Here is a 412-nt window from a genome sequence, read left to right as displayed (position 1 = left end):
CACAGCCGGCGGGCGAGACGGGGGCCGTGCTCGACGGGGAGCAGCAGCGCCCCGGGCAGCGCGACGAGGGCGGCGGCGGTGGGCGGCAGCAGGAAGGCCCCGGCCAGCAGCACGGGGTGGAAGGTGCCGCCGGGGTGCGGGCCGGCGACGAGGCGGGACCGGGCGAGGCGCTCGCATCCCGCGTACAGGACGGCGAGCAGGACGACCGGCCACCAGGGGACGCGCGGGTCCGGCAGGGACGACAGCACCCCCGGCCGGGGGACGCCCGGCAGGGGGAGCAGACAGCACAGCCCGAGCAGGGTGACGCCGACGAGATACACCCGGGCCCGCGCCGGTAACGCCTCCATGAGCCCCACCCCCGACCGTGCCGTGCGCGTCTTCCGGCGCCCTCCGGCTTCTGGAGCCTAGGACG

At 78.2% G+C, this 412-nt stretch carries 1 pseudogene; it reads right to left on the bottom strand.

The features are described from left to right. Positions 1 to 347, bottom strand: a pseudogene (locus LPA54_RS40410) (metal-dependent phosphohydrolase); the annotation flags it as partial. Positions 348 to 412: the final 65 nt, after the last annotated feature.

It is taken from the genome of Streptomyces sp. DH12 (assembly GCF_020873895.1).
In the GTDB taxonomy this organism is placed as follows: Bacteria; Actinomycetota; Actinomycetes; order Streptomycetales; family Streptomycetaceae; genus Streptomyces.
This window is presented reverse-complemented; position numbering and strand designations above follow the sequence as displayed.